At 71.9% G+C, this 18,079-nt stretch carries 19 protein-coding genes; 5 read left to right on the forward strand and 14 right to left on the reverse strand.

The window, feature by feature from the left end; translation table 11 throughout:
* Positions 1–2: 2 nt before the first annotated feature.
* Both OP18_RS34415 and OP18_RS34420 read right to left on the reverse strand, forming a co-directional pair.
* Entirely contained in the window at positions 3–368 is a 366-nt protein-coding gene (locus OP18_RS34415; protein ID WP_033363265.1) for an NADH-quinone oxidoreductase subunit A, read from the reverse strand.
* A gap of 165 nt (positions 369–533) precedes the next feature.
* Positions 534–1,808 carry a geranylgeranyl reductase family protein gene (locus OP18_RS34420; RefSeq protein WP_033363266.1) on the reverse strand — a complete coding sequence of 425 codons (1,275 nt, stop codon included), beginning with the start codon at positions 1,806–1,808 and terminating at the stop codon, positions 534–536.
* 402 nt (positions 1,809–2,210) lie between these two features.
* Between OP18_RS34420 and OP18_RS34425 the strand changes: the two genes are divergently transcribed.
* The gene (locus tag OP18_RS34425) at positions 2,211–2,990 is read left to right on the forward strand and encodes a PDDEXK family nuclease (RefSeq protein WP_156089998.1); all 780 of its coding nucleotides are present in this window, start codon (positions 2,211–2,213) and stop codon (positions 2,988–2,990) included.
* 1,316 nt (positions 2,991–4,306) lie between these two features.
* Here OP18_RS34425 and OP18_RS34430 read toward each other — a convergent pair.
* Together OP18_RS34430 and mqnC are read right to left on the reverse strand one after the other, a co-directional pair.
* Positions 4,307–4,999: a demethylmenaquinone methyltransferase gene (locus OP18_RS34430; RefSeq protein ID WP_033363268.1), complete on the reverse strand. Its 693-nt coding sequence runs from the start codon at positions 4,997–4,999 to the stop codon at positions 4,307–4,309.
* Positions 4,996–6,234: a cyclic dehypoxanthinyl futalosine synthase gene (mqnC, locus tag OP18_RS34435; RefSeq protein ID WP_033363269.1), complete on the reverse strand. Its 1,239-nt coding sequence runs from the start codon at positions 6,232–6,234 to the stop codon at positions 4,996–4,998. The genes OP18_RS34430 and mqnC overlap by 4 nt, the downstream gene beginning before the upstream one ends.
* Before the next feature lie 79 nt (positions 6,235–6,313).
* Between mqnC and OP18_RS34440 the strand changes: the two genes are divergently transcribed.
* The gene (locus tag OP18_RS34440; RefSeq protein WP_033363270.1) at positions 6,314–7,261 is read left to right on the forward strand and encodes an aldo/keto reductase; all 948 of its coding nucleotides are present in this window, start codon (positions 6,314–6,316) and stop codon (positions 7,259–7,261) included.
* Between the two features lie 26 nt (positions 7,262–7,287).
* Here OP18_RS34440 and OP18_RS34445 read toward each other — a convergent pair whose 3' ends face one another.
* The 7 genes from OP18_RS34445 to paaA are packed head-to-tail and all read right to left on the reverse strand — an operon-like array spanning position 7,288 to position 12,214.
* On the reverse strand, positions 7,288–7,989 hold the full coding sequence (locus OP18_RS34445; RefSeq protein ID WP_033363271.1) for an anti-sigma factor: 702 nt from the start codon (positions 7,987–7,989) through the stop codon (positions 7,288–7,290).
* Complete coding sequence (locus OP18_RS34450; protein ID WP_081971368.1) at positions 7,989–8,597, reverse strand: sigma-70 family RNA polymerase sigma factor; 609 nt, start codon at positions 8,595–8,597, stop codon at positions 7,989–7,991. Before OP18_RS34450 ends, OP18_RS34445 begins: the two co-directional genes overlap by 1 nt.
* Before the next feature lie 49 nt (positions 8,598–8,646).
* Positions 8,647–9,741: a 1,2-phenylacetyl-CoA epoxidase subunit PaaE gene (paaE, locus tag OP18_RS34455; protein WP_033363272.1), complete on the reverse strand. Its 1,095-nt coding sequence runs from the start codon at positions 9,739–9,741 to the stop codon at positions 8,647–8,649.
* Positions 9,738–10,202, reverse strand: a complete 465-nt coding sequence (gene paaD, locus OP18_RS34460; RefSeq protein ID WP_033363354.1) for a 1,2-phenylacetyl-CoA epoxidase subunit PaaD — start codon at positions 10,200–10,202, stop codon at positions 9,738–9,740. The genes paaE and paaD overlap by 4 nt, the downstream gene beginning before the upstream one ends.
* Positions 10,196–10,939: a 1,2-phenylacetyl-CoA epoxidase subunit PaaC gene (gene paaC / locus OP18_RS34465; protein ID WP_033363273.1), complete on the reverse strand. Its 744-nt coding sequence runs from the start codon at positions 10,937–10,939 to the stop codon at positions 10,196–10,198. Before paaC ends, paaD begins: the two co-directional genes overlap by 7 nt.
* A complete protein-coding gene (gene paaB / locus OP18_RS34470) occupies positions 10,936–11,202 on the reverse strand; it encodes a 1,2-phenylacetyl-CoA epoxidase subunit PaaB (RefSeq protein ID WP_245635625.1) in 267 nt (88 codons plus the stop codon). The genes paaC and paaB overlap by 4 nt, the downstream gene beginning before the upstream one ends.
* Complete coding sequence (gene paaA, locus OP18_RS34475; protein WP_033363275.1) at positions 11,195–12,214, reverse strand: 1,2-phenylacetyl-CoA epoxidase subunit PaaA; 1,020 nt, start codon at positions 12,212–12,214, stop codon at positions 11,195–11,197. The genes paaB and paaA overlap by 8 nt, the downstream gene beginning before the upstream one ends.
* Positions 12,215–12,452: 238 nt before the next feature.
* On the opposite strand from paaA, the gene OP18_RS34480 reads away from it, so the two are divergent.
* The gene (locus tag OP18_RS34480; protein ID WP_033363276.1) at positions 12,453–13,331 is read left to right on the forward strand and encodes a serine hydrolase; all 879 of its coding nucleotides are present in this window, start codon (positions 12,453–12,455) and stop codon (positions 13,329–13,331) included.
* 226 nt (positions 13,332–13,557) lie between these two features.
* On the opposite strand, the gene OP18_RS34485 is transcribed toward OP18_RS34480, so the two are convergent.
* Positions 13,558–14,406: a menaquinone biosynthetic enzyme MqnA/MqnD family protein gene (locus tag OP18_RS34485; protein WP_245635619.1), complete on the reverse strand. Its 849-nt coding sequence runs from the start codon at positions 14,404–14,406 to the stop codon at positions 13,558–13,560.
* A 74-nt stretch (positions 14,407–14,480) separates the two neighbouring features.
* On the opposite strand from OP18_RS34485, the gene OP18_RS34490 reads away from it, so the two are divergent.
* On the forward strand, positions 14,481–15,338 hold the full coding sequence (locus tag OP18_RS34490; RefSeq protein WP_156089999.1) for a hypothetical protein: 858 nt from the start codon (positions 14,481–14,483) through the stop codon (positions 15,336–15,338).
* Here OP18_RS34490 and OP18_RS34495 read toward each other — a convergent pair.
* Positions 15,244–16,491 carry an MFS transporter gene (locus OP18_RS34495; protein WP_063745668.1) on the reverse strand — a complete coding sequence of 416 codons (1,248 nt, stop codon included), beginning with the start codon at positions 16,489–16,491 and terminating at the stop codon, positions 15,244–15,246. The two genes, OP18_RS34490 and OP18_RS34495, sit on opposite strands and share 95 nt — an antisense overlap.
* A gap of 45 nt (positions 16,492–16,536) precedes the next feature.
* Positions 16,537–17,127 (reverse strand): ArsR/SmtB family transcription factor, encoded by a 591-nt coding sequence (locus OP18_RS34500; RefSeq protein WP_245635620.1) that lies wholly within the window; start codon positions 17,125–17,127, stop codon positions 16,537–16,539.
* A 114-nt stretch (positions 17,128–17,241) separates the two neighbouring features.
* On the opposite strand from OP18_RS34500, the gene OP18_RS34505 reads away from it, so the two are divergent.
* Complete coding sequence (locus OP18_RS34505) at positions 17,242–18,015, forward strand: VOC family protein (RefSeq protein ID WP_156090000.1); 774 nt, start codon at positions 17,242–17,244, stop codon at positions 18,013–18,015.
* Positions 18,016–18,079 lie beyond the last annotated feature (64 nt).

The raw sequence follows: 18,079 nt of genomic DNA on the forward strand, positions 1-18,079 counted from the left end.
GCTCAGTCCCAATCCAGCCCGCCGCGCCGCCACACGTAGGCGAACGCGACGAACACCGTGACGATGAACAGGATCATCTCCACGAACCCGAAGAGGCCGAGCATGCCGAAGTTCACGGCCCACGGGTACAGGAAGATGATCTCGATGTCGAAGACGATGAAGAGCATCGCGGTCAGGTAGAACTTGACCGGGAAGCGGCCACCACCGACGGGCTGCGGAGTGGGCTCGATGCCGCACTCGTAGGCGTCAAGCTTCGCCTTGTTGAAGCGGCGCGGCCCGACGAACGGGGCCACCGCGACGGAGAACAGGGCGAAGCCCGCGGCGAGGGCGAAGAGTCCGAGGATAGGTACGTACGGCGCGAGCGACATCGTGCTGCTCCGTCCTTTCGGCGAGCCCGCGGGGCTGCCGCCCCTGGGGACCACTCAAGCTGTATGCGGTTTAACACTATTCGGTGATGTCCGGACGGCTTCGTCCGGGGCACCCCAAATGCGGCTTTGGGCTGTGCTTTTAGCTCTCGACCGCACTGCCGGCGCTCACGCCGCGGGTGCGATGCGGGTCATTGCGTTGATCACGCGGTCCATGGCGTCGCCGCCTCGCGGGTCCGTGAGGTTGGCGAGGAGCTTCAGCACGAACCGCATGAGCATGGGGTGGGGCATGCCGTGCTTGGTGGCCATCCGCATCACCTGCGGCTGACCGATGAGCTTCACGAAGATGTTGCCGAGCCGGTAGTAACCGCCGTAGCGCGCCTTGAGCTCGGCGGGGTAGTTGGCGAGCACCCGCTCGCGCGAGGTGCCCTGCGGGCGGGCGAGAGCCTGGATGGCGATCTCCGCCGCCAGCTCGCCGGACTCCATGGCATACGCGATGCCCTCCCCGTTGAACGGGTTGACCATGCCGCCGGTGTCACCCACCAGCAGCACGCCCCGGGTGTAGTGCGGCACCCGGTTGAAGCCCATGGGCAGGGCGGCACCCTGTGGCTTGCCGTCGGCGTTGGCCGGGTCCGACAGGCCCCACTCGGCCGGCGTGTTGTCCAGCCAGTCGGCGAGCAGCGTCTTGTAGTTGGTCTTGCCGTAGGCCACGCTGCTGTTGAGCACGCCGAGGCCGACGTTGACCCGGCCGTCGCCGAGGCCGAAGATCCAACCGTAACCCGGCAGCAGCTTGTCGCCGGACTCCCGGCTGCGCAGCTCCAGCCACGACTCCAGGTAGTCGTCGTCGTGCCGGAACTCACTGCGGAAGTATTGCCGGACCGCCACGCCCATCGGCCGGTCCTCACGCTTGGCGATGCCCAGCGCGAGCGCGAACCGGCCGGAGACCCCGTCGGCGGCGATGACCAGGGGCGCGCGGAACTCCAGCGGCTCCTTGCCGGGCCCGGTCGCGGTCACGCCGACCACCCGGCCGGTGCGGTCGAGGATCGGCCCCGTCACCGGCGTGCCGGTGCGCAGCACGGCGCCCGCGTCCGTCGCCGCCGTGGCCAGCATCTGGTCGAAGTCCATGCGGGTGCGGGTCAGGCCGTAGTCCGGGTAGCTGGCGAGCTCGGGCCAGTCCAGCTCGAGCCGGACGCCACCACCGATGACGCGCAGGCCGCGGTTGCGCAGCCAGCCCTTCTCCTCGGTGGTGTCGATGCCCATCTTGATCAGCTGCTTGACCGCACGAGGGGTCAGCCCGTCGCCGCAGACCTTTTCCCGGGGGAACTCGGTCTTCTCCAGCAACAGCACCCGCAGCCCGTGCCGGGCCAGGTGGAACGCGGCGGACGACCCGCCGGGCCCAGCGCCGACGACGATGACATCCGCGTCGTTTCCAGTGTCGGTCACAGCCGTCACCTCCTGCCCTTCGTCACGCTGACCGGTGGTTTCCGGCTCGTGAAAGTCTTCACAAAGTCACTCTGGTGGGAGTCTAGAACCGCGGAGCGGCCCACTGTCGGTTAGGCGACCCTAAGTTGTCACCCGAGCGGTCACCTAGATCGGCAAATCGGACGACAAGGCACTGGTAGGTCGGTATCGGCGCGGTGGCAAATAGCGATCATCGTGGTGGGTTATCCACAGAAAATTCTTGTGCGTCGACTTCGGATGGGTACATGACGATCCTCGGACATCATGAACCCCGGGCAGCCGGAGCGTGACCGGCTCGACGCACATGCCGCCGACCAGTGCGGCCTCTTCACTCGGCAGCAGGCTCTGAGCTGCGGATACACCAGTGCGCGAATCAGGACCAAGGTGCAGGCCGGCGATTGGATGGCCGTCCTGCGCGACGTCTTCGCCGACCGGGGCCTGCCGGTGACCCCGCGGCTGCGCGACGTGGCCGCCCAGCTCGCCCTTCCCGGTGCCGTGCTCGCCGGCCCGTCGGCCGCCAGGTGGCACGGCTGGACCATGCCGAGCACCGAGACGTTCGTGGCGCTCGCCGGCCGGCGTCCGCGGCTGCGGCACGTCCACGTCCTGACGCAGGAGGTGCCGGAGACCGACGTGCAGATCATCGACGGCCACCGCGTCACCGGCCCTGACCGCACCGTCTTCGACTGCGCCCGCCTCCTGCCCGACGGCGTGGCCTCTGCCCTGCTCACCACCGCGCTGCAGGAGTGCTGGACGACGATGCCCGAGCTGGCCAGCCGCATCCGCGACGCGACCGGCCGGCACGGGACCCCGCGGCTGGTCCGGCTGATCCGCACGGTGGCGCTGGGCAACCGCACGGCCGCGTTGCGGCTCGCCGGGAAGCTGCTGCAGCGGGCGGGGATCTGGGGGTGGAGCCCGCACGAGCCGATCAGCGACCGGTGGGGCCTGATCGGCCTCGGCGACCTGGTCTTCCCCGAGGCGAAGCTGGTCATCGAGCTGGGCATCGACGAGCTGGAGCCGGCACCGTTGCGGGAGCGGCACACCCGGCTGGCCGCGGCGGGCTGGACGGTCGTCACCTACACCTGGGGCGACTTGACCAGCCGCCCGTCGGACCTGGTGGCGGAGCTGCGCCAGCACCTGGACCGGCTGACCCCGGTGCGCTGGTGACGGCGACGATGGCAGTGCGGCACCGGCGCGTGCTGGAGGCCGCCGGGTGGGACTGGGCCTCCGGCGGGCTGAGGGCGACGGCTGGGTGGGGAGGGGCCGGCGGAGGGAGACGTGCCGGTGGAGGGGGACGTGCGGCTTCGCGGGGATCTGCGGCTGAGCGAGGGCGGGCGGGCCTTCGCTGGTGCCGACCGCAACCAGTGGTCCGGCCGCCGCCTCTCACGAGCCGGCTGGCCGCCGGTCCGCCTGAACTGACGCCGAGGGGTTGCCGTCGTCGCCCTCGTCCCGCCTCCGTGCGGTGTGCCGGCGGAGGCCATGGGCAGTTCGGGTTGGCGGCGGGCAGTGCCTACCCGCCGGCGAGCATGACCGCGCGGAGCCGTGGAACGTGAGACCCGCCGCCGAGGCGGCCAGGTGGCAGGCCCAGCCCAGCCCGGCCAGCTCGCTCGGGTAGGCCCGGCGCAAGTCGCTCAAGATGGTGCGGCGCGACTCGCTCAAGCCGGCCCGGCGCGGCGCGGCGCGCTTGCTCAGGTCGGCCCGGCGCGGCGCGGCTCGCTCAGGTCGGCCTGGCGTGGCCTGGCTCGCTCGGTTGGCGCGGCGTGGCCTGGCTCGCTCAGGTCGGCGCGACGCGGCCTGGCTCGCTCGGTCGGCGCGACGCGGCCTGGCTCGCTCAGGTCGGCGCGGCGCGGCGGCTCAGGCTCGGACCAGCCCGGGCTCAGCCCAGCCCGCTCAGGTCGGGGTGCTCAGGCCGCCGCAGCGCACTGGCTCAGCTCAGCGCTCGGCCGATGCGGCGCGGCCCAGCCCAGCTCGCTCGGGCCGACGCGGCGCGGCCCAGCCAGACCGCTCTCGGGCCGACGCGGCGCGGCCCAGCCCGCCCGATCGGCGTGCTCAGGGCGGCGCGACCCGGCCCAGCCCAGCCCGCTGGGTTGACGCGGCGTGGCGGAGACCAGCCCGCTCGGGTCGGCATGCTCAGGTATGCGCCTCCCTGATAAGCCCGCTCAGGTCGGCGTGCTCAGGTCGGGGCGGCGCGATCGGGCTCAGCTCAGCCGCTCGGGCACACGCGGCGCGACTCAGCCGTTCGGGCTGGCGCGGCGCAGGCTCAGACCAGCTCAAACCGGCCCGGACCCGCACTCCGCGCCCAAGACAGTCCGGCTCAAACAATTCAGGCCCGAAACAACCCGGCCCCAGACCAGCCCAAGCCCGAAACAACCCGGCCCCAGACCAGCCCAAGCCCGGAACAGCCCGGGCCCAGACCAGCCCAGGCCCGAAACAGCCCGGGCCCAGACCAGCCCGGGCTCAGACCAGCCCGGGTTCAAAGCAGCTCAGACCCGGAAGCCTCGGTGGAGGGCGACCACGCCGCCGGTGAGGTTGCGCCAGGCGACCTTGCGCCAGCCGTTGGCGGTGACGCGGGCGGCCAGGCCTTCCTGGTTGGGCCAGGCGCGGATCGACTCGGCCAGGTAGACGTAGGCGTCGGGGTTGCTGGAGACGCGCTTGGCGACCTGCGGGAGGGCCTTCATCAGGTACCCGAGGTACGCGCCACGGAAGGGGCGCCACGTCGGGTGGCTGAACTCACAGATGACCAGGCGGCCGCCGGGCTTGGTGACGCGGGCCATCTCGCGGAGGGCGGCGTCGGTATCGACGATGTTGCGCAGGGCGAAAGAGATGGTGATCGCGTCGAAGGTCTCGTCGGCGAAGGGGAGGGCCAGGGCGTCGCCGGCGAGGAGGGGGACGGCGGGGCGCTTGACGTGGCCGGCCTGGAGCATGCCGATGGAGAGGTCGACGCCGACGGCCTGGGCGCCTGACTTGGCGAGCTCCTCGGTGGAGACGCCGGTGCCGGCGCCGAGGTCGAGGACGCGCTCGCCCGGCTTCAGGCCCAGGGCCAGCCGGGTCTCGCGGCGCCACATGCGGTCCTGGCCGCCGGAGATGACGGTGTTGGTGAGGTCGTACCGCTTGGCGACGCCGTCGAACATGGCGGCGACCTCGTGGGGCTGCTTGTCCAGCGAGGCGCGGCTCATGACGACACCGGGGTCAGCGGGATGGAGCGGCCGGTGCCGCCGCCGGGGATGGCGATCGAGGAGAAGTGTGACTGCACGCGGTCGTCCGTGGGGTCGTCGGCTGGGGTCCAGTGCACGCGGAGGTGGCGGTACTGGGTGTCGCGCTGGGCCGGGATGCGGTCCGCGTCGCGGATCATCTGGACCAGTTCGGTGAGGCGGGACCGGTGGCGGGCGCCGGCGGAGGAGATGACGTTCTCCTCGAGCATGATCGAGCCGAGGTCGTCGACGCCGAGGTGCAGCGACACCTGGCCGACGTCCTTGCCCGTGGTGAGCCACGAGGACTGCAGGTGGGCGATGTTGTCGAAGAACAGCCGGGCCACCGCGACGATGCGCAGATATTCGAGGCTGGTCGCCTGGGTGCGGCCCTTGAGGTGGTTGTTCTCCGGCTGGTACGTCCACGGGATGAACGACCGGAAACCGCCCACCGTGCCGGCCAGGTCGGCCTCGACGGTGTAGCCGTTGGCGACGGCCTTGTCCTGCACGTCGCGGATCATGCGCAGGTGCTCGATGCGCTCGGCGTTGGTCTCGCCGGTGCCCATCATCATCGTGGCGGTCGAGGAGACGCCGAGGCGGTGGGCCTGGGTCATGACCTCCAGCCAGCGCTCGCCGGACTCCTTGAGCGGGGCGATCGCCTTGCGCGGGCGCTCGGGGAGCATCTCGGCGCCGGCGCCGGCGATGGAGGCCAGGCCGGCGGCCTTGATCCGCTGGATCGCCTCCTCGATGGAGACGCCGGAGACCTTCGCCATGTGCAGGACCTCGGACGGCCCGATCGAGTGGATGACCAGCGACGGGAACGCCTGCTTGACGGCGGAGAACAGCTCCTCGTAGTACTCGACGCCGTAGTCGGGGTGGTGACCGCCCTGCAGCATCACCTGGGTCGCGCCGAGGTCGACGGCCTCCTGGCAGCGGTGCAGGATCTCCTCGGTGCCGTGGGTCCAGCCCTCGGCGTGCTTGGGCGCCCGGTAGAAGGCGCAGAACTTGCACGCCGTCACGCAGACGTTGGTGTAGTTGATGTTGCGGTCGATGAGGTACGTGACGATGTTGTCCGGGTAGCGCCGGCGGCGCACCGTGTCGGCCGCCTCACCCAGCGCGTGGAACGGGGCGTCGGTGTAGAGCAGCAGCGCCTCTTCGGGGCTGATCCGCCCGCCGTCGGCGGCGCGCTGCAGGATGTCGCTGATCACCGGAGTTTCCGTCACACCCCGAGACTACGTTGGCGATGAAGCCGTCCGGCAGGGCCCCGCGACCTGTCGTGCCTAGGATCACCAAGTGACTGACATGCGCTATCGGCGCCTCGGCGCCTCGGGTCTGACCGTCTCCGTCGTCGGCATCGGGTGCAACAACTTCGGCGGCCGCATCGACGCGGACCGGGCGGCGGAGGTCGTCCACGCCGCGATCGACCTCGGCGTCACGCTTTTCGACACGGCCGACATCTATGGTGCGACCCCCGGCGCCTCGGAGGAGGCACTCGGCGCGGCGCTGGGCAAGCGGCGCGACGACGTCATCGTCGCCACCAAGTTCGGCATGGACGCGCGCGGCGCCAACGGGCCCGACTGGGGCGCCCGCGGCAGCCGGCGCTACATCGCCAGGGCCGTCGAGGCGTCGCTGCGCCGGCTCGGCACCGACTACATCGACCTGTACCAGCTGCACGCGCCCGACCCGAAGACGCCGATCGAGGAGACGCTCGACGCGCTCCACGCCCTCGTCCAGGCCGGGAAGATCCGGTACATCGGACACTCGAACTTCAGCGGCTGGCAGGCCGCGGACGCCGCGTGGACCGCGCGGAGCAGGCACCTGACGCCGTTCGTCAGCGCCCAGAACTATTACTCGCTGCTCGAGCGCTCCGTCGAGCAGGATCTGGTGCCGGCGCTGGAGCACTACGGGCTGGGCCTGCTGCCGTTCTTCCCGCTCGCGCACGGGCTGCTGACCGGCAAGTACCGGCGCGGCGAGGCGGCCCCGGCCGGCACCCGGCTGGCCCGGGACGGCTTCGACAAGGTCCTCGCGGCGGCGCCCTGGGACACGATCGAACGCCTCGAGGCGGTCGGCCGGGAACGCGGCGTCGACCTGCTCACCGTCGCCATCGGCGGCCTGGCCGCCCGGCCGGCGGTCACCAGCGTGATCGCCGGTGCCACCAGCGCCGAGCAGGTCAGGGCCAACGTCGCCGCCGGCGCCTGGGTCCCCACGCCCGAGGACCAGATCGCGATCGACGAGGCGCTCAAAGCCTGAAACGAGGCCTCAACGGACCGAGGCCGTCACAGCCTGATCTGCCCGACGAGCGGCTCGGTGGGCCGGTCCGATCCGCCGGCCGGCTCCTTCGTCACCGCGAAACCGGACGCCAGCCCTTCGATGTACCGCCGCCCCGTCCCGCCGGCGACCACGCCGACGGAGCGGGGCCCGGCGGAGTCGAGCATCCACAGCTGGTAGTCCTTGTCCGCGCCGGGGTCGTCCAGCCCGTCCAGCACCGCCACCGCGGCGTCGCGCGACGGCGACACGACCAGCGTCACCCGGCCGCCGCCCATCTCGGCGGAGACCAGGCGGGCGTCCGGGGCGGCGAGGACCCCGTCGATTCTGGCGTTCTCCTGCCGTACCCCCTGCTGCGCCACCGTCCACGTGCCGACCCCGACCCCGGCCGCCAGCACCGCCGCGGCCACCCCGGCGACGGCCCAGCGCACCAGCCGGGACCGCCGCGACCGCCCGGCACCCGGCGCGCTGCGGCGGGGCCGTTCCTGCGCGGTCCGGCCGATCTCCGCCAGCACCGCCTCCCGCAGCCGGGGCGGCGGCGGCGACGCGACCGCGTGGGTCAGCCAGGACGCCGTCTCCCGCAGCTCGGCGACCTCGACCGCGCACGCTTCGCAGTCGCGCAGGTGCCGGTCGAACGCGGCACGCTCCACGTCGTCGACCGCGTCGAGCGCGTACGCGCCCGCCAGCGCGTGGATGTCCACCGTCTCGGCCATCAGAACGCCACCCCCAAGCAGTCCCGCATCCGGATCAGCCCGTCGCGCATGCGTGTCTTGATGGTCGGCAGGGCGGCGCCGAGCAGGTCGGCGACCTCGCGGTAGCTGTTGCCGTTGTAGTAGGCGAGGGTGATCGCCTCGCGCTGCAGGTCGGTGAGGCCGTCCAGACAGCGGCGGACCTGTTGCTGCTCGATGCGGGCGGTGGCGGTCTCGACCACGTCGTCGTACGGGGTGTCGACGCTGCTCGCGGCCACCCGGTGCGCCCGGTCGTTGCTCGCCTGCTCGGCCCGGACCCGGTCGACGGCCCGGCGGTGGGCGATCGTGAAGACCCAAGCCGTCGCCGAGCCGCGGGTGCCGTCGAAGCGGCCGGCGTTGCGCCACACTTCGACCATGACCTCCTGCGCCACCTCCTCGGACTGGGCGGGGTCGCGCAGGACGCGGCGGATCAACCCGTACACCCGCGGCGACAGCAGGTCGTAGAGCTCGGCGAAGGCCCGCTCGTCCCCCCTGGCGACCCGGCTCAGCAGATCGTCGGGGTCGGCGCGCCGCTGTGGGGCCGGCACGGCGACGAGCCGCTGCGTGGACAGCTCCTCCTGGTCGGGTCTCATGTCGTTCATTCGGAGCCGCCGCCGCGGCGGATGGGATCGATCCCGAGCCTCATGCGTCGTAGTCCACCACGACCTTGTCCGTGATCGGCAGGGCCTGGCAGGTGAGCACGTAGCCGGCGGCGAGCTCGTCGGGCTCGAGGGCGAAGTTGCGCGCCATGGAGACCTCGCCCTCCACGACCTTCGCCCGGCAGGTGGAGCAGACCCCGCCCTTGCACGCGTACGGCAGCTCGGGCCGCTGGCGCAGCGCCGCGTCGAGGATCCGCTCGTCGGCGGCCATGGAGATCCGCGACGTGCGCCCGTCCAGCACGATGTCGACCGTGACGCCGGCGGCGTCGTCCGTACGAGGGGCGGCCGGGACCGGTACATCGGCGACATGGAACAGCTCGGTGTGCACGGCGTCGTCGGGGACGCCCCGCACGCTGAGGGCCACCCGGGCGTCCAGCACCATGCCGTGCGGCCCGCACAGGAACCACTCGTCGACGGTGCCCGCGGGCAGCAGCGTGTCGAGGACGGCACCGATGCGCTGCTCGTCGAGGCGCCCGGACAGCAGCGCCGACTCCTGCGCCTCGCGGGACAGCACGTGGATGACGTGCAGCCGCTCCCGGTGCCGGTCCTTCAGGTCGGCGAGCTCCTCGGCGAACATGACGGTGCCGGCGGCGCGGTTGCCGTAGACGACCGTGCACCGGCTCGACGGCTCGACGTCCAGCGCCGTGGCGATGATCGACAGCACCGGTGTGATCCCGGAGCCGGCCACGAGCGCGGCGTAGTGCCGGGTCCGCGACGGGTCGAACGCGCTGGTGAAGTGGCCCAGCGGGGGCATCACGTCGATCTCGTCGCCGGGGCAGAGGCCGGCGACCGCGAACGAGGAGAACGCGCCGCCCGGCACGGCCCGGATGCCGACCCGCAGGAGCCCTTCGCGGGCCAGCTGTGCCGGGGTCGAGCAGATCGAGTACGACCGGCGGATCTCGGTGTCGCCGTCGAAGCGCCGCACGGTGAGGTGCTGGCCGGCCTGGAACGCGAACGCGGCGCGCTGCGGGGCCGGCACGTCGAAGGTCACCACGACCGAGTCGTCGGTGAGCGGCTCGACGTCCATGACGGCCAGCCGCTGGAACGTGGGCCGGCGGAGCTTGAGCGGGGTGGTCATAGCGCCTTCACCGCGTCGAAGGGCTCGAGGCAGGCCGTGCAGCGCCACAGCGACTTGCACGCGGTCGAGCCGAACCGGGACAGCTGCTCGGTCGCCGGCGACCCGCACCTGGGGCAGCGCACGGACAGCTGGACGAACACCGAGCCGGACATCGGGGCGGGGGGCGCGATGCCGGCCGCGGCCAGCTTGGCCTTGCCCTCGGGGCTGATCATGTCGGTGGACCACGGCGGGTCGAGCACGGTCCGCACGTCGACCCGGGCGACGCCGGCGTCGTGCAGCGCGGACTCGATGTCGGCGCGGATCAGGTCCATCGCGGGGCAGCCCGAGTACGTGGGGGTGATCGTCACCGTGACGGCGTCGCCGTCGACCGTGACGTCCCGCAGGATGCCGAGCTCGGCGACGTTGAGGACCCGCAGCTCGGGGTCCTTGACGGCGGCGACCACGTCGAACAGCGTCACCAGCGGGCTCCCGGGTGTGCGCGGTGCAGGACCTGCATCTCGGCGAGCAGCTTGGCGAGCGCCTCGGTGTGCGCGCCCCGCCCGCCGGCCGGTGCCGCGACGTCGGCCGGCCTGGTCAGCGTCGCCTCGGCGAGCACCGCGTCGACCGTCGCCAGCCACGCCGGGCGCAGCGTGGACGGGTCGACGACGACACCGGCGACGCCCAGGGCGTGCACGTCCGGGTCGACCTGGAACAGCTGGTGCGTGTACGGCCACACCAGGTCGATCGCGGCCTGCATGCGCCGGTGCGACTCCTCGGTGCCGTCGCCGAGCCGCACGACCCACCGGGCGCTGTGATCGACGTGGTACGCCGACTCCTTGCGCGCCTTCGCGGCCACGGCGGCGACGCGCTCGTCGCCCACGCCGATCGACCGGTCGTAGAGCAGCCGCTGGTACACCGACAGGAACAGCAGCTTGGCCATGGTGACCGCGAAGTCGCCGTTGTCCAGCTCGACCAGGCGGACGTTGCGGAACTCGTGCTCGGCGCGCAGGTACGCCAGGTCGTCCTCGGTGCGGCCGCGGCCCTCCAGCTCGCCGGCGTAGGTCAGCAGCATCCTGGCCACGCCGAGCTGGTCGAGGGCGATGTTGGCCAGCGCGATGTCCTCTTCCATCTCCGGCGCGCGCGAGCACCACTCGCCGAGCCGCTGCGCGGCGATCAACGCGTCGTCGGCGAGGCCGAGCACGTACCCGAAGTGGCTCATATGTGGTGCGCACCTTCCGGCACGTCGTAGAACGTCGGGTGGCGGTACACCTTGTCGGCGGCGGGCGCGAAGAACGCGTCCTTCTCGTCGGGGCTGCTCGCGGTGATCTCCGCGGCCGGCACGACCCAGATCGACACGCCCTCCTGGCGGCGGGTGTAGACGTCCCGCGCGTTGCGCAGCGCCATCTCGGCGTCGGGCGCGTGCAGGCTGCCCACGTGGGCGTGGGACAGGCCGCGCCGGGGTCGAACGAACACCTCAAACAGCACTTTTCTCTCTTTTCCCCGCGTACGCCTGCGCGGCTTCCCGCACCCACGCGCCGTCCTCGTGCGCGCGCCGGCGGTGCGCCATCCGCTCCTGGTTACAGGGCCCGTCGCCCTTGATCACGCGCATCAGCTCGTCGTAGTCCGGCTGGGTGAACGCGTAGTGCCCGCGCTCCTCGTCCCAGCGCAGGTCGGGGTCGGGGATCCGCAGGTCGAGCACCTCGGCCTGCTGCACGCACATGTCCACGAACCGCTGCCGCAGCTCGTCGTTGGAGAACCGCTTGATCTTCCAGGCCATCGACCGCTCGGAGTGCGTCGAGTCGGTGTCCGGCGGCCCGAACATGGCCAGCGACGGATACCACCACCGGTCGACCGCGTCCTGCGCCATCGCCTTCTGCTCCGGGGTGCCGTGCGACAGCGTGTGCAGGATCTCGAACCCCTGCCGCTGGTGGAACGACTCCTCCTTGCACACGCGGATCATCGCCCGCGCGTACGGCCCGTAGGAGCACCGGCACAGCGGCACCTGGTTGACGATCGCGGCGCCGTCGACCAGCCACCCGATCGCGCCGACGTCGGCCCAGGTCAGCGTCGGGTAGTTGAAGATGGAGCTGTACTTCTGGCGGCCGTCGATCAGCATCTCGACCAGCTCGTCGCGGGAGACGCCGAGCGTCTCGGCCGCGGCGTAGAGATACAGCCCGTGCCCTGCCTCGTCCTGCACCTTAGCCAGCAGGATGGCCTTGCGCTTCAGCGACGGCGCGCGGGAGATCCAGTTGCCCTCCGGCTGCATGCCGATGATCTCCGAGTGCGCGTGCTGCGCGATCTGCCGGATCAGGGTCTTGCGGTACGCCTCGGGCATCCAGTCGCGCGGCTCGATCTTCTGATCCGCCGCGACGATCGTGTCGAAGTAGTCCTGAAGGTCCGTCCCGGCCGCCACGTCACGGCCGGCGGCCTGCTGCAGGTCCCGCTCGGCGCTGTCCACCTGCTCGAGGAGCGGGGCGAAGTCGTTGCCGTACACCCCCTCAGTGTTACAGCAACCGACCGACTCAGCAAGAAGGTGTCACAGCCGTCGAGGCAACTACCAGCGACTTTTGAGCGCGTCCGGGATGCGGGCAATGCGTTGGAAGGAGAGACTGTCCGGGTTCGTCACCCGTCGGGTCACCCCAGATCCCTTACGACCTGTTAACACCGGCAACACCTGTTCATGACCGGCCGTCGATGCAATTGGGCGACTGCCAGGGAGGGACCACCGACCCATGCGCAAGCGCGTCGGATTCACCGTGCTCGTACTGCTCGCCGTCGCAGTGATGGTCGGCGTGCCGTACGTATGGGGCAGCGGCGTCCTGGACGACTACCGTTCCAGCGCCGCCGCGCCCGCCGCCGCCACTGCGCCCGAGTCCCCCGCCCCCGCCGCGACGCGCAAGGCGGCCCCCGCCGCGCCGGCCGCGCCGTCCCTGCCGCCGGCGCTGCTGCACCCCGCCCCGGTCGCCGTGAACGCCACCGGCTTCTGGTCCTGGACCGTGCTCGACCGCCGCACCGGCGCGATGGCCGGCTCCGAGAACGCGGCGATCACCCAGCGCACCGCCTCGATGATCAAGGCCTGGCTGGCCGCCGACTACCTGCGCCGCACCCCGAGCCCGAGCACCTCGAACCTCCGCCAGCTGACCTCGATGATCCGCAACAGCGACAACACCGCGGCCTCGTACTTCTGGCAGCTCAACGGCCGCTCGGCCAGCATCACGCGGCTCGTGCAGCTGTGCGGGCTCACCGACAGCAAGGCGTATATCGACTGGGCCAGCACCCTGGTCTCGGCCCGCGACGCCGCACGCATGGGCGCCTGCGTCGCCGACGGCCGCGCCGCCGGCGACAAGTGGACCGACTGGGTCCTCAACGAGATGCGCAACGTCAGCGGCAGCCAGGAGTTCGGCGTGGTCCCCGCCCTCCCCGCCGAGGAGCAGGCCGCGACGGCGGTCAAGAACGGCTGGATCGCCCGCAGCGACGGCAAATGGCACGTCAACTGCCTGGCCATCGGCACCGACTGGGTGCTCAGCGTCCTGACCGTCTACCCGTCCTCGAAGGGCATGGGCTACGGCGCCGAGATCTGCTCCAGCGTGACCCGCCAGCTGCAGGCCTAGCCGCTCGTTTTCCCTGCTCAGGTCCGTCGTGGGCGCGGCCCGCCGCTCCCGTCAGCCACCGGTCGGCCGCGAACGGCCTCCCTGCCAGGTCCGCGTGCGGTCACCCGGACACGACCTGCGGTCGTGACAGACGCGGCCGCGGACGGCCGCGACGCGACCTGCCGGCCGCGGACAAGCCCGCGACCTTCGGCCGCGACAAACCCGGCGCGGGTTACGAGCGCCGGGGTCAGCCGACGAAGAACTCGGGGCCGCCGGGCGGCAGGGCCGGCACGACGCCGCGCTCGGTGGCCCGGCGGGCGAACTCGCGCAGACCCGCGACCTGCCGCTCGCCGAGCGAGAAGTCCAGCACCCGGAAGTAGTGCGCCAGGGTCGCCGCCGACAGCGTCTCCCACCGGGCGGCCGCCTCCGCGACCTCGTCCAGCTCGGTCAGGCACAGGTCCTTGGAGCGCAGGAACGCCTCGTGGACGTCCTTGACCAGGCCGGGGTGCGCCTCGGCGAACGACCGCCGCACGCCCCACGCGGCGAACACCATGGGCAGGCCGGTCCAGTCGCGCCAGGCCTGGCCGAGGTCGGTGACGTCCCAGTCGTGCTGGGGGGCGTCGTGCATGGCGCGCAGCGCCACGTCGCCGATGATCACGGCGGCGTCGGCCTCGTCGAGCATGCGGGGCAGGTCGGGCGGGCTCTGGAAGTACGTGGGGGTCACGCCGACCTTGGACTCCAGGTACATCTGCGCCAGGAGCACACCGGTGCGCGACGTGGCGCCGAGGGCGACCCGCCGCCCGGACAGCGACTCGAGCGGCACGGTCGACACCAGGTTGACCGACAGCACCGGACCGTCGCTGCCGACCGCGAGGTCGGGCAGGAGCAGCAGGTCGGAGGCGTTGCGCAGGTACTCGACCAGCGTGATCGGGCCGATGTCGAGGTCGCCGGCGACGAGGGCGGCGCTGAGTCGCTCCGGCGAGTCCTTGTGCAGGTCAACGTCGATCAGCGCGCCCGAGCGCATGAGGCCCCAGTAGAGCGGCAGGCAGTTCAGGAACTGGATGTGGCCGACGCGGGGCCGCTGCAGTGCAGGCACACCGCCCATGGTGCCCCAGGATCCGCCGGTCAAGCGGATCGGGCGGTCATTGTCACAGCGCGTACCCTCATGGGGTGCGACGCCCCCTCGCAGTGCTGGTCTGCGCCCTCGTCCTGGCGGGCTGCGGCACGCCCAACGAACAAAAACCGCAAAACGCGCAAAGCGCGTCCGCCGCGGGCACGCAGCCGGCGGCCGCGACCGAGAGCGTGGCGCCGAGCCCGAGCGCGAGCGGTCCGCTGTTCACCCCGACGCAGCCCGTGACGATGAACGTCAAGGGCTTCTGGTCGTGGGCGTTCTACGACCTGAAGGAAGACAAGCTGTACGGGTCGACGCCGTACACGACGAGCGACACCGCGAGCATGGCCAAGGCCTGGGTCGCCGCGGACTGGCTGCGGCGGCAGGCGGAGCAGGGCAAGCAACCCGCCCAGGCGGCCCTGACCGAGCTGTCCCGCATGATCCGCGACTCCGAGACCGAGAACACGTTCAAGTACCACGTGCAGAACGGCAACCTGACCTCGATCAAGCGCATGATCACGACCTGCGGCCTGACCGAGACCAAGGGCACGCAGAACTCGTGGAGCCTGACCCAGATGTCGGCGCGGGACGTGGCGCGGCTGGCGAAGTGCATCGGCGACGGCCGGGCCGCGGGGCCGAAGTGGACCGGCTGGCTGCTCAACGAGATGCGCAACGTGCGCGGGCCGGGGCGGTTCGGGCCGATCGAGGTGCTGCCGGCGGACGTGCAGAAGACGACCGCGATCAAGAACGGCTGGCTGGCGCGTGACGACGGTCAGTGGCACATCGCCTGCATGGCCGTCGGCGACGGGTGGACGATCGGGGTCATGGCGCACTACCCGAGCACGCTGGGGAAGGACTACGGGACGAAGACGTGCCGGGAAGTGACGAAGCAGCTGCTGACCCAGCCGCCGCACTGACCCGCCACATCCAGCCGCCGAAGATCGCCACCGCGACCAGGCCCGCCACGCCGCACCCGATCACGATCTGGCGCGGCTCGAAGCGACCGACCAGCACCCCGCCGGCGGCGTAGCCGAGCAGGTTGGCGGCGTTGATCACGGCGCCGAAGCGGGCGAAGAACGCCCCGCGGACCTCCCCCGGCACGCGCCGGGCGGCGATCACGCCGAGGAAGTTGTTCTCCGCGCCGTTCGCGGCGCCGCCGAGCAGCCACAGCGGGTACATGAGCAGCACCGTCCCCACGAAGCCCGACGCCAGCACGACGGCGGCGGTCACCACGTGGAGCAGCACGATGAGGCGGCCGAGCGCGCCGTCGTCGCGGGCGCGGGCCGCCGCGATCCATCCGCCGGCCAGCATGCCGGCCGTCCATGCCGCCTCGACCAGCCCGAACTCGGCAGGCGCGGCGCCGAGCGTCTCGCGGATGAAGAACACGCCCACGACCATGTCGACGTTGATCGTGAGCACGATCGCGCCGACCAGGCACGTCATGGCCAGCAGGAATCTGTCCTCGCGGATTTTCCATCCTGTACGGCCACCGCCCGGCCCTCCGGCGGCCGCCTTCCGGCGGGTGTGCAGCAGGAGCCCGGCGGCGACCACGGCCAGGTAGGTCGCGGCGTCGATGAGCAGCGGGATCCGCAGCCCGAACGCGCCGACGAACACGCCGGCCAGGGCCGGGCCGGCGAGCGAGCCGACCGAGTTGGCGGTCTGCCCGATCGCCATCGCCCGGCCGACACCGTCCGGCCCGGCCATGTCCGGCAGCAGCGCGTTGAACGTCGGGGTCGTGATCGCCACCCCCGCGGCGAGCAGCCCGACCAGCGTGATCAGCAGCCAGGTGCGGGTGGTCAGCGCCATCGCCGTGCAGCAGGCGGCCTGGCCGAGCCCGACGACGGTGAGCAGGACCCGGCTGTCGACCCGGTCGACGAGCCGCCCGACGAGCGGGGCCAGCGCGACGACCGGCACCACGGACGCGATGAGCACGGCGGCGACCGCCGGCCCACCCGCGCCGCGCTCCTGCAACGCCAACACGATCGCCGTGGCGGCCATGAAGTCGCCGAGGAACGAGACGCCCCGCGCGACCGCGAGCAGGTACACGTCACGGGCAGATGTGAAGGACATGCTTCGAAAATAATCCTTCACATCTACTGATCGCTAGAGCATGTCCTATATACGGGGAAAGGACCGGTACGTCACATTCACCTGCCGCGAGCCCTCGGGCGGGTCGGGGCGGCGGGACCGGGCGTACCGCTCGAACAGCGCGAACACCTGGTCGTTGAGCTCCCGCAGCTCGTCGGCGGTGACCTGGATCTGCAGGTCGGCCGAGGTGGCGGCGGTGTACCACTCGTAGGGCTCGTCGTCGCGCCGGGCCAGCCAGGCCCTGGCCCGGGCGTCCTCGATCTCCAGGAACATCACCGACAGCTCGCGGTCGGCGGCCTTCTCCGCGGCGCCGCCCTCCGGGCCGGCCTCGATGTTGAGGCCCTTCAGGTGGCTGCGCCACACCCGCTCCCGGCCGTCGCCGCGGCTCGGCGCCTCCTCGATCAGCTGAGCCTTGGCCAGCTCCCGCAGGTGGTAGCTGGTCGCGCTGGGTGACAGCCCGCAGACCTCGGCGAGCTCCGTCGCCGTGGCGGGCGCGCCACCCTCGAAGAGCCGATCGAGGATCGCGATCCTGGCAGGGTGCGCCAGCGCACGCATCGTCGCCGCATCACGGATCTGCGCGCGGCCCGGGTCGAGCCGGGCCGGAGTTCGGTCAGCCACGGGACCAGCGTATTCGCGGCGCCCGTTCGACATCTCATCCATGACCCTTCGGATGATCTAAGGTCAGACCTTTTTTCTTATGGTGGTGATCCATTCTTGCTGGAGGAGTTGTCGGTGCGAGTACGTGGCTACGCCCCCGCGACACCGTGCTGGACGGTGCTGACCAGCGCCGATACCGCAAGCTCCGCGGACTTCTACAGCGGTCTGTTCGACTGGACGACCGCGCCCGCCGACGACGGGACCACCACGTTCCTGCGGCACGGCCTGGCGGTCGCCGGGCTCGCCGCCGCGCCGGGCCGCCCGTCGGCCTGGCTGACCTACGTGTCGACCGAGGACGTCGAGGCGACCGCCGCGCTGGTCGCCGACGCCGGCGGCACCGTGCTGGCCCCGCCGGCCGAGGCCGGCACCCGGGGACGCTCCGCCCTCTTCGCCGACGCCACCGGCGCGGTCTTCGGGGGCTGGCAGCGTGGGACGTTCGCCGGCGCCCAGGTCGCCAACGAGTCCAACACGATCTGCTGGAGCGAGGTCGTCACCCCCGACGTCCCCGCCGCGGTGGCCTTCTACGGCAAGGTCTTCGGTTGGACGGAACGCGCCGGCTCGGCCGGCACGCACCAGGAGTATCACGAGTGGGTCGCCACGAACCGCGTGGTCGGCGGGATGAGCCCGATCGGCGAGCTCTACCCGCCCGGCACCCCCGCCCACTGGCGCACGATCATCCTGGTCGACGACTGCGCAGCGACGGTGGCCCGCGCCGCCGAGCTGGGCGGCCGCCTCATGGCCGGACCGGTCGACGCCGGCATCGGCGTCGGCGCGTTCCTGCTGGACCCGACGGGCGCGGCGTTCCTCGCCTTCGAGCTGGTCCCGGAGCTGCGCGAGGCGATGGGCTGAGCCGGGCGATCGCCGGTCGCGTCCGCCCCACTGCACCGCTCGCCGCGGGGCCGGACTCGTCCCG

Origin of the sequence: Dactylosporangium aurantiacum, from assembly GCF_000716715.1 — a bacterium.
Lineage (GTDB): Bacteria > Actinomycetota > Actinomycetes > Mycobacteriales > Micromonosporaceae > Dactylosporangium > Dactylosporangium aurantiacum.

Coding starts and splice junctions, on each gene's coding strand:
- OP18_RS34430 (WP_033363268.1), bottom strand. CDS start 4,999: ATGAGCCGCGCCTCGCTGGACAAGCAGCCCCACGAGGTCGCCGCCATG.
- OP18_RS34415 (WP_033363265.1), bottom strand. CDS start 368: ATGTCGCTCGCGCCGTACGTACCTATCCTCGGACTCTTCGCCCTCGCC.
- paaC (WP_033363273.1), bottom strand. CDS start 10,939: ATGAGCCACTTCGGGTACGTGCTCGGCCTCGCCGACGACGCGTTGATC.
- paaE (WP_033363272.1), bottom strand. CDS start 9,741: ATGACCACCCCGCTCAAGCTCCGCCGGCCCACGTTCCAGCGGCTGGCC.
- OP18_RS34450 (WP_081971368.1), bottom strand. CDS start 8,597: ATGAGACCCGACCAGGAGGAGCTGTCCACGCAGCGGCTCGTCGCCGTG.
- OP18_RS34480 (WP_033363276.1), top strand. CDS start 12,453: ATGCGCAAGCGCGTCGGATTCACCGTGCTCGTACTGCTCGCCGTCGCA.
- OP18_RS34440 (WP_033363270.1), top strand. CDS start 6,314: ATGCGCTATCGGCGCCTCGGCGCCTCGGGTCTGACCGTCTCCGTCGTC.
- OP18_RS34495 (WP_063745668.1), bottom strand. CDS start 16,491: ATGTCCTTCACATCTGCCCGTGACGTGTACCTGCTCGCGGTCGCGCGG.
- OP18_RS34445 (WP_033363271.1), bottom strand. CDS start 7,989: ATGGCCGAGACGGTGGACATCCACGCGCTGGCGGGCGCGTACGCGCTC.